The organism is Rhodococcus sp. YH1, from assembly GCF_009939605.1.
Classification (GTDB): domain Bacteria; phylum Actinomycetota; class Actinomycetes; order Mycobacteriales; family Mycobacteriaceae; genus Rhodococcus; species Rhodococcus aetherivorans.
Window position 1 is genome coordinate 1 of record NZ_WVTE01000105.1, and the last position, 7894, is coordinate 7894.

7 protein-coding genes and 1 pseudogene are annotated in these 7894 nt (G+C 72.2%); 6 read left to right on the forward strand and 2 right to left on the reverse strand.

Annotated features, from left to right (window positions below; genetic code table 11):
- The 3 genes and pseudogenes from AIIKEEIJ_RS09820 to AIIKEEIJ_RS09830 form a co-directional block, all read left to right on the forward strand.
- A pseudogene (locus AIIKEEIJ_RS09820) lies at positions 1 to 464 on the forward strand (ABC transporter ATP-binding protein); the annotation flags it as partial.
- On the forward strand, positions 461 to 1258 hold the full coding sequence (locus tag AIIKEEIJ_RS09825; RefSeq protein ID WP_044476100.1) for an ABC transporter permease: 798 nt from the start codon (positions 461 to 463) through the stop codon (positions 1256 to 1258). The pseudogene AIIKEEIJ_RS09820 and the gene AIIKEEIJ_RS09825, both read left to right, overlap by 4 nt.
- Before the next feature lie 54 nt (positions 1259 to 1312).
- A complete protein-coding gene (locus AIIKEEIJ_RS09830) occupies positions 1313 to 2278 on the forward strand; it encodes a COX15/CtaA family protein (RefSeq protein ID WP_006939252.1) in 966 nt (321 codons plus the stop codon).
- A gap of 78 nt (positions 2279 to 2356) precedes the next feature.
- Here the strand turns inward: AIIKEEIJ_RS09830 and AIIKEEIJ_RS09835 are convergent, their stop codons facing one another.
- Positions 2357 to 2698, reverse strand: a complete 342-nt coding sequence (locus AIIKEEIJ_RS09835; protein ID WP_029543642.1) for a hypothetical protein — start codon at positions 2696 to 2698, stop codon at positions 2357 to 2359.
- Positions 2699 to 2720: 22 nt separating this feature from the next.
- Between AIIKEEIJ_RS09835 and AIIKEEIJ_RS09840 the strand changes: the two genes are divergently transcribed.
- Entirely contained in the window at positions 2721 to 3686 is a 966-nt protein-coding gene (locus tag AIIKEEIJ_RS09840) for a quinone oxidoreductase family protein (RefSeq protein ID WP_006936604.1), read from the forward strand.
- Positions 3687 to 3773: 87 nt separating this feature from the next.
- Here AIIKEEIJ_RS09840 and AIIKEEIJ_RS09845 read toward each other — a convergent pair whose 3' ends face one another.
- Positions 3774 to 4751, reverse strand: a complete 978-nt coding sequence (locus tag AIIKEEIJ_RS09845) for a heme o synthase (protein WP_050035221.1) — start codon at positions 4749 to 4751, stop codon at positions 3774 to 3776.
- 184 nt (positions 4752 to 4935) lie between these two features.
- Here AIIKEEIJ_RS09845 and tkt point away from each other — a divergent pair, with 184 nt between their 5' ends.
- On the forward strand, positions 4936 to 7038 hold the full coding sequence (gene tkt / locus AIIKEEIJ_RS09850; protein ID WP_161995548.1) for a transketolase: 2103 nt from the start codon (positions 4936 to 4938) through the stop codon (positions 7036 to 7038).
- Between the two features lie 5 nt (positions 7039 to 7043).
- On the forward strand, positions 7044 to 7894 hold an 851-nt coding region (tal, locus tag AIIKEEIJ_RS09855), incomplete at its 3' end, for a transaldolase (RefSeq protein WP_161995549.1).

The following is a 7894-nucleotide window of genomic DNA, read 5'->3' on the forward strand; positions in this document are numbered from 1 at the left end:
TCCTCGACGAGCCGACCGCCGGTCTGGACGCGCAGGCGCGGTTGCTGGTCTGGGAACTGATCGACGCCCTGCGGCGCGACGGAGTCGCGGTGCTGCTCACCACGCACCTGATGGACGAGGCCGAGGAGCTCGCCGACGAGGTCGTCATCATCGATCACGGCCGGATCGTGGCCGCCGGTACCCCCGCCGAGGTCGCCCGCACCGGCGCGGAGGGCCAGTTGTGGCTCACCGCCGCCGCGGGTCTGGACCTCGCTCCCCTGCGCGCCGCCCTGCCGGACACGTTCCGGGTGCGCGAGGCCGGTCCCGGCCGGTACCTGGTGGAGGGCCCCATCGATCCGCAGGTCGTCGCGGTGGCCGCGTCGTGGTGCGCGGACCAGGGCGTCCTGGCCAGCGAGATCCGGGTGGACCAGCGCAGCCTCGAGGACGTGTTCCTGGACCTGACCGGACGGGAGATCCGAGGATGAGCATGTCGCACGAGCGGCTGGCGGCCAACCGGTTCGCCCCCGGCACCTTCAGCCCGCGGCCCCGGCCGAACGCCCCGGCGGCGATGCTCGCCGCGCAGACCCGCATGGAACTGCTGCTGCTGCTGCGCAACGGCGAGCAGCTGCTGCTGACGATGTTCATCCCGATCACCCTGCTGATCGGGCTCACCCTGCTCCCGATCGGCGACCTCGGCGCCACCCGGGTCGACCGGGTCCTGCCGGCCGTGATGACGGTCGCGGTGATGTCCACGGCGTTCACCGGGCAGGCGATCGCGGTCGGATTCGACCGCAGATACGGTGCATTGAAAAGACTCGGCGCCACCGCGCTGCCGAAGTGGGGCATCATCGCAGGCAAGAGCGGCGCGGTCGCGCTCGTCGTGGCGCTGCAATCGATTCTGCTGGGCGGCATCGGCCTCGCCCTCGGCTGGCGCCCCGAGCCGGTCGGGCTGCTCCTCGGGGCCGTCGTCATCGCGCTGGGGACCGTGACGTTCGCGACGCTGGGCCTGCTGCTCGGCGGCACGCTGCGCGCCGAGATCGTGCTGGCCCTGGCCAACATCATCTGGTTCGTGCTGCTCGGCATCGGCAGCGTCGTCCTCGCCGGCGACGGCCTGCACGAGGCGGTGGTGCACGTGGCCCGCCTGGTTCCGTCGGGGGCCCTCGCCCTCGCCCTCGACGACGCGCTGCGCGGCAGCATCGACTGGCTGGCCGTCGCGATCCTCGGCGCGTGGGCGGCCGTCGGCGGCTTCCTGGCGAGCCGGCTGTTCCGCTTCGTCTGACCCGGCACCCCACCCCACTACAGCCTGTAGTGGACCGGCCCGTACCATCGTCATGTGCTGTATCGCGGCTTTCTGAGCCTTGTCGACCGTCTGCCCCTGCCGTCCCTGCGGACCCAGCGGCTGCTCGCGCTGATCGCAATCCTGACTCAGGGCGGTATCGCCGTGACCGGGTCGATCGTCCGCGTGACCGCGTCCGGCCTGGGGTGCCCCACCTGGCCGCAGTGCTTCCCGGGCAGCTTCGTGCCCGTCGGCGTGTCCGAGGAGGTCGCCACCCTGCACCAGGTCGTCGAATTCGGCAACCGGCTGCTGACCTTCGTCGTCGTCGCCTCCGCCGCGGCGGTCGTGCTGGCCGTGACCCGCGCCCGGCGCCGCCGCGAGGTCCTCACCTATGCCTGGCTGATGCCCGCCGGCACCGTCCTGCAGGCCGTCATCGGCGGCATCACCGTGCTCGCCGGCCTGGCCTGGTGGACCGTGGCGGTGCACCTGCTGGCGTCGATGCTGATGGTGTGGCTCGCGGTGCTGCTGTACGCGAAGGTCGGCGAGCCCGACGACGGGGTGGTCGTGGAGACGATCCCCCGCCCGCTGCGGACCCTCACCGCCCTGTCCGCTGCGCTGCTCGCCGGGGTGCTCGTCGCGGGCACGATGGTCACCGGCGCCGGCCCGCACGCCGGCGACAAGAGCGCCGACAGGCCGGTGCCGCGCCTCGAGATGGACATCGAGTCGCTGGTGCACCTGCACGCCGAGCTGCTCGTCGGATACCTCGGCCTGCTCGTCGGCCTGGCCTTCGCGCTGTACGCCGTCGCCGCCCCCCATCCGGTGAAGAAGCGCCTGCACGTGCTGCTCGCCCTCGTCGTCGCCCAGGCCCTGGTCGGGGTCGTGCAGTACTTCACCGACGTGCCCGCCGCACTCGTCGCCGTGCACGTCGCCGGTGCCGGGCTGTGCACGGCCGCCACGGCGGCGGTGTGGGCGGCCGGGCGGGTCCGCACCACCGAACCGGTCCGCGAACCGGTCACCGTCTGACGCCGGCGCACGCGATACGGCGAAACGGCTCCGGGGGCCGCCCGTGGCGGGCGGCCCCCGGAGCCGTACGAGGATCGGTCAGCGCTCGTTGCGCGCCCGCGGGAACCGGGTCTGGTTGGCCACCCAGCCGGCCATCTTCTTCCAGTGGCCCTGCTGCGGGGTCGCGATGCTGGTCACCTCCCGGTCCCACTCCGAGACGGTGACGTCCGGCAACGCCTCGACCACGGCGTGCGCGGTGGCGAGATCCCGCACCACCCGGTCGCCGAGCACCCCGTCCTCGGCGACGAGGGTGATGCGCACCGCGCCCCGCGCGACCGGCTGCAGCACCGCCTTGGCGGAGCCGCCGTGCGCGGCGACGAAGCTGCGGAAGGACTTCACGATGTCGGCCGGTGCGGCCACGACCTGAGTATCGGCGCTCATGCCTGCAGAATACTGTGAACGCATGCGCGCAATCGAAGTGGCACGGTTCGGCGGCCCCGAGGTGCTCACCCTCGTCGACCTCCCGGCTCCCGAGCCCGGCCCAGGTCAGCTGCTGGTACGGACCGACGCCGTGGGCATCAACTTCATCGACACCTACTTCCGCACCGGGCTGTACCCGCGGGAGCTGCCGTACGTCCCCGGGACCGAGGGCACCGGCCGCGTCGTCGCGGTGGGTGAGGGCGTGGCCGACGTGGGGGTCGGCGACCGGGTGAGCTGGGCGTCGGCCGACGGTTCCTACGCGGAACAGGTGCTCGTGCCGGCGGCGGTGGCCGTACCGGTGCCCGACCCCGTTCCCGCCGAGCAGGCCGCGTCGGCGCTGCTCCAGGGCATGACCGCGCACTACCTGCTGAATTCGACGTATCCGGCGCAGCCCGGCGAGACGGTGCTGGTGCACGCGGGCGCCGGCGGCGTGGGCCTGCTGCTCACCCAGCTCGCCGCCGCGAAGGACGTGCGGGTGATCACGACCGTCTCCACCGACGAGAAGGAGACCCTGTCGCGGGAGGCGGGCGCGGCCGAGGTGCTGCGCTACACCGACGACCTCGCCGAGCGGGTCCGTGACCTCACCGGCGGGGAGGGCGTCGCGGCCGTCTACGACGGGGTCGGCGCCGCCACGTTCGAGTCGTCGCTCGCATCGCTGCGCATCCGCGGCACGCTGGCGCTGTTCGGCGCCGCCAGCGGCCCGGTGCCGCCGTTCGACCTGCAGCGACTCAACCCGGCCGGCTCGCTGTACGTCACCCGCCCCACCCTCGCGCACCACGTGCGAACGCGCGAGGAGCTGATGTGGCGGGCGGGCGACGTGTTCGCCGCCGTCGCCGACGGCACCCTGACCGTCCGTGTCGGCGCCCGGTACCCGCTCGCGCAAGCGGAGCAGGCACACCGGGACCTCGAGGCCCGCCGCACGACCGGCTCGATTGTGCTGGTCCCCTGAGGCCCGCCCCGAGCGAATGTATCGTTCCGTCGCTCAGCGGCAGCGGACGATACATTCGCTCGGCCCCGGCGCGGACGCTGACGCGGATCAGAAGAACGAGGCGACGGTGCGCAGGTCGAGCACCGAGTCCACGGCCAGGCCCAGGCACACCAGGGCGAGGTAGTTGTTGGACTGCAGGAACAGCTTGAGCGGCTTGACCGCCGCTCCGCCCCGGACGCTGCGGTACAGCTGGTGCGCGACGAGCAGGAACCACGCGCCCGCGGCGACGGTCACCACCGCGTACACCAGGCCGGCGGCCGGCACGAGCACCAGCGTCGCCAGGACGGTCGCCCACGTGTAGAGCAGGATCTGCTTGGTGACGTGCTGCTCGCTCGCGATCACGGGCAGCATGGGCACGCCGGCGGCCTTGTAGTCCTCCTTGTAGCGCATCGCCAGGGCCCACGTGTGCGGCGGCGTCCAGAAGAAGATCACCAGGAACAGCACGATCGGTTCCCAGCTCAGCGAGCCGGTGACCGCGGCCCAGCCGACCATCACCGGCATGCACCCGGCGGCTCCGCCCCACACCACGTTCTGCCAGGTCCTGCGCTTGAGGACCATCGTGTAGACCAGCACGTAGAAGGCGATCGTGGCAACGACGAGCAGGCCGGCGAGCAGGTTCGCCCGCCACCACAGCCACAGGAACGACACGACGCCGAGCACCATGCCGAACACGAACGCGTGCCGGGTCGGGACGGCCTGCCGGGCCAGCGGCCGCAGCGCCGTCCGTTTCATCACCTTGTCGATGTCGGCGTCGACGACACAGTTCAGCGCATTCGCGCTGGCCGCGCCCATCCACCCGCCGAACAGGGTGCTCAGGATGAGCACCAGGTCGACCTCGCCGCGGTCGGCGAAGAGCATCGCCGGGATGGTCGCCACCAGCAGCAGCTCGATCACGCGCGGCTTGGTCAGCGCGATATAGGCGAGCACCGTGCCCGAAACGCGTCCCCACACCGTGTCGGGGCGAGGCGCCCGGGGTGTCTCGGGGGCGCCGAAGCCGTGTCCTCCCGGCCGTTGCCCTGTCCGCACCCTGTCTCCTTGCACCACGCGATTACGCACCTTCGCTCGCCGTCGCCCTACTACGAACGATGGTAGACGTCGCGCAGGCCCGGACCGAATCGACCCGCAAAGCGCAGCACATTACTCTGGAGGGGCGCTCGAGGCTTTCGCGCCCGCACGCTCCCCGTATACCCATGTCAGGAGACTTCTGCTCGTGTCGATCACAGACGAGATCCGCTCTCTCACCCAGGCAGTGCACCCCGCCGACTGGACCGACCTCGACACCAAGGCCGTCGACACCGCCCGCGTGCTCGCCGCCGACGCGGTCCAGAAGGTGGGTAACGGACACCCCGGCACGGCGATGAGCCTGGCCCCGGTGGCCTACACGCTGTTCCAGAGGGTGATGCGGCACGACCCGACAGACCCGCACTGGGTGGGACGGGACCGGTTCGTGCTCTCGTGCGGGCACTCGAGCCTGACCCTCTACATCCAGCTGTACCTGTCGGGCTACGGGCTCGAGCTCGCCGACCTCGAGGCGCTGCGCACGTGGGGTTCGAAGACCCCCGGCCACCCCGAGTTCGGGCACACCGCGGGGGTGGAGATGACCACCGGCCCGCTCGGGCAGGGCCTGGCCTCCGCCGTGGGCATGGCGATGGCGGCGCGCCGCGAACGCGGCCTGTTCGACCCGGACGCGGCGACCGGCGCGAGCCCGTTCGACCACCACGTCTACGTCCTCGCCTCCGACGGCGACATCGAGGAGGGCGTGACGTCGGAGGCCTCGTCCCTCGCAGGCGTGCAGCAGCTCGGCAACCTGATCGTCTTCTACGACGACAACAAGATCTCCATCGAGCACGACACGGCGATCGCGCTCGGTGAGGACGTCGCCAAGCGCTACGAGGCGTACGGCTGGCACGTGCAGACCGTCGAGGGCGGCGAGAACGTCACCGCGATCCTCGACGCCGTCGAGGCCGCCAAGGCCGTCACCGACAAGCCGTCGCTCGTCGTGCTGCGCACCATCATCGGCTACCCGGCGCCGACCAAGATGAACACTGGCGACGTGCACGGCGCCGCCCTCGGCGCCGACGAGGTCGCCGCCGTCAAGACCGCCCTCGGCTTCGACCCCGCCAAGCACTTCGACGTCGACCCGGCCGTGATCGAGCACACCCGCGCCGTCGTCGAGCGCGGCGCGGCGGCCCGCACCGCATGGCAGGCCGAGTTCGACGCGTGGGCGGGCCGGGAGCCGCAGCGCAAGGAGCTGTTCGACCGGTTGCAGTCCGGGGACTTCCCGGCCGGCTGGACCGAGGTGCTGCCCACCTACGAGCCGGCCGCCAAGGGCCCGGCCACCCGCAAGGCGTCCGGCAGCGCCCTCGCCGCGCTCGGTCCGGTGCTGCCCGAGCTGTGGGGCGGTTCGGCGGACCTGGCGGGCTCGAACAACACCACGATCCCCGGCTCGGATTCGTTCGGCCCGGTGTCGATCTCCACGAAGGACTGGAACGCCCAGCCGTACGGGCGGACGCTGCACTTCGGCGTGCGCGAGCACGCGATGGGTTCGATCCTCAACGGCATCGCCCTGCACGGCCCGACCCGCCCCTACGGCGGCACCTTCCTGGTGTTCAGCGACTACATGCGTCCCGCGGTGCGGCTCGCCGCGCTCATGCAGACCCCGGCGATCTACGTGTGGACCCACGACTCGATCGGCCTCGGCGAGGACGGCCCGACGCACCAGCCGGTCGAGCACCTCACGGCGCTGCGCGCCATCCCCAACCTGGCCGTGATCCGCCCCGGCGACGCGAACGAGACCTCGTTCGCGTGGGCCGCCGCGCTGGAGAACAAGACCGGCCCGACCGCCCTGGCCCTGACCCGCCAGGACGTGCCGGTGCTGGAGGGCACCCGCGAGAAGGCCGCCGAGGGCCTGGCCCGCGGCGCGTACGTGCTGGCCGAGGCGTCGAGCGGCACCCCGGAGGTGGTGCTGCTCGGCACCGGCTCGGAGTTGCAGCTCGCCGTCGCGGCCCGCGAGGTCCTCGAGGCCGACGGCGTCCCCACCCGCGTGGTGTCGGTGCCGGTCCTCGACTGGTTCCTCGAGCAGGACCAGGCGTACCGCGACGCGGTGCTGCCGCCGGCGGTGCGTGCCCGCGTCTCCGTCGAGGCCGGCCTGGCGATGCCGTGGTACCGCCTGCTCGGCGACGCCGGTGAGGCCGTTTCGCTCGAGCACTTCGGCGCCTCCGCCGACCACAAGACCCTGTTCCGCGAGTTCGGCATCACCGCCGAGGCCGTCGTCGACGCCGCCCGCCGCTCGCTGACCCGAGTGAAGGGATGATCCCGATGACCCAGCAGGTAACCCAGAACGAGAACCTCGCCCAGCTCTCGGCCGCCGGTGTGTCCGTGTGGCTCGACGACCTCTCCCGGGACCGCATCGAGTCCGGCAACCTTGCCGAGCTGATCGCCACCCGCAGCGTGGTGGGCGTGACCACCAACCCGTCGATCTTCCAGGCCGCGCTCAGCAAGGGTCACGTCTACGACGCCCAGGTCCGTGAGCTCGCCCTGGCCGGCGCCGACGTGGACACCACCATCCGCACCGTCACCACCGACGACGTGCGCGCCGCGTGCGACGTCCTGGCCCCGGTGTTCGAGGCCACCGGCGGCGTCGACGGCCGCGTCTCCATCGAGGTCGACCCGCGGCTGGCGCATTCCACCGACGCGACCGTGCAGCAGGCGATCGAGCTGTGGCGCATCGTGGACCGCCCCAACCTGCTCATCAAGATCCCCGCGACGGTGGCCGGCCTGCCCGCCATCGCCCGCGTGATCGGCGAGGGCATCAGCGTGAACGTGACGCTGATCTTCTCGGTCGAGCGCTACGAGCGGGTCATCGAGGCCTACCTCGACGGCCTGACCGCCGCCAAGTCGGCCGGCCACGACCTGTCGACGATCCACTCGGTGGCCTCGTTCTTCGTCTCCCGCGTCGACACCGAGATCGACGCGCGGCTCGAGGCCATCGGCACCCCCGAGGCCCTCGCGCTGCGCGGTAAGGCCGGCGTCGCCAACGCCCGCCTGGCGTACGCGGCGTACCGCCGGGCGTTCGAGTCGGGTGCCCGGTTCGAGCAGCTCGCCGCCGCCGGGGCGCGGCCGCAGCGCGCTCTGTGGGCGTCGACCGGGGTGAAGAACCCGGAGTACTC

Coding starts and splice junctions, on each gene's coding strand:
- AIIKEEIJ_RS09825 (WP_044476100.1), top strand. CDS start 461: ATGAGCATGTCGCACGAGCGGCTGGCGGCCAACCGGTTCGCCCCCGGC.
- AIIKEEIJ_RS09835 (WP_029543642.1), bottom strand. CDS start 2,698: ATGAGCGCCGATACTCAGGTCGTGGCCGCACCGGCCGACATCGTGAAG.
- AIIKEEIJ_RS09840 (WP_006936604.1), top strand. CDS start 2,721: ATGCGCGCAATCGAAGTGGCACGGTTCGGCGGCCCCGAGGTGCTCACC.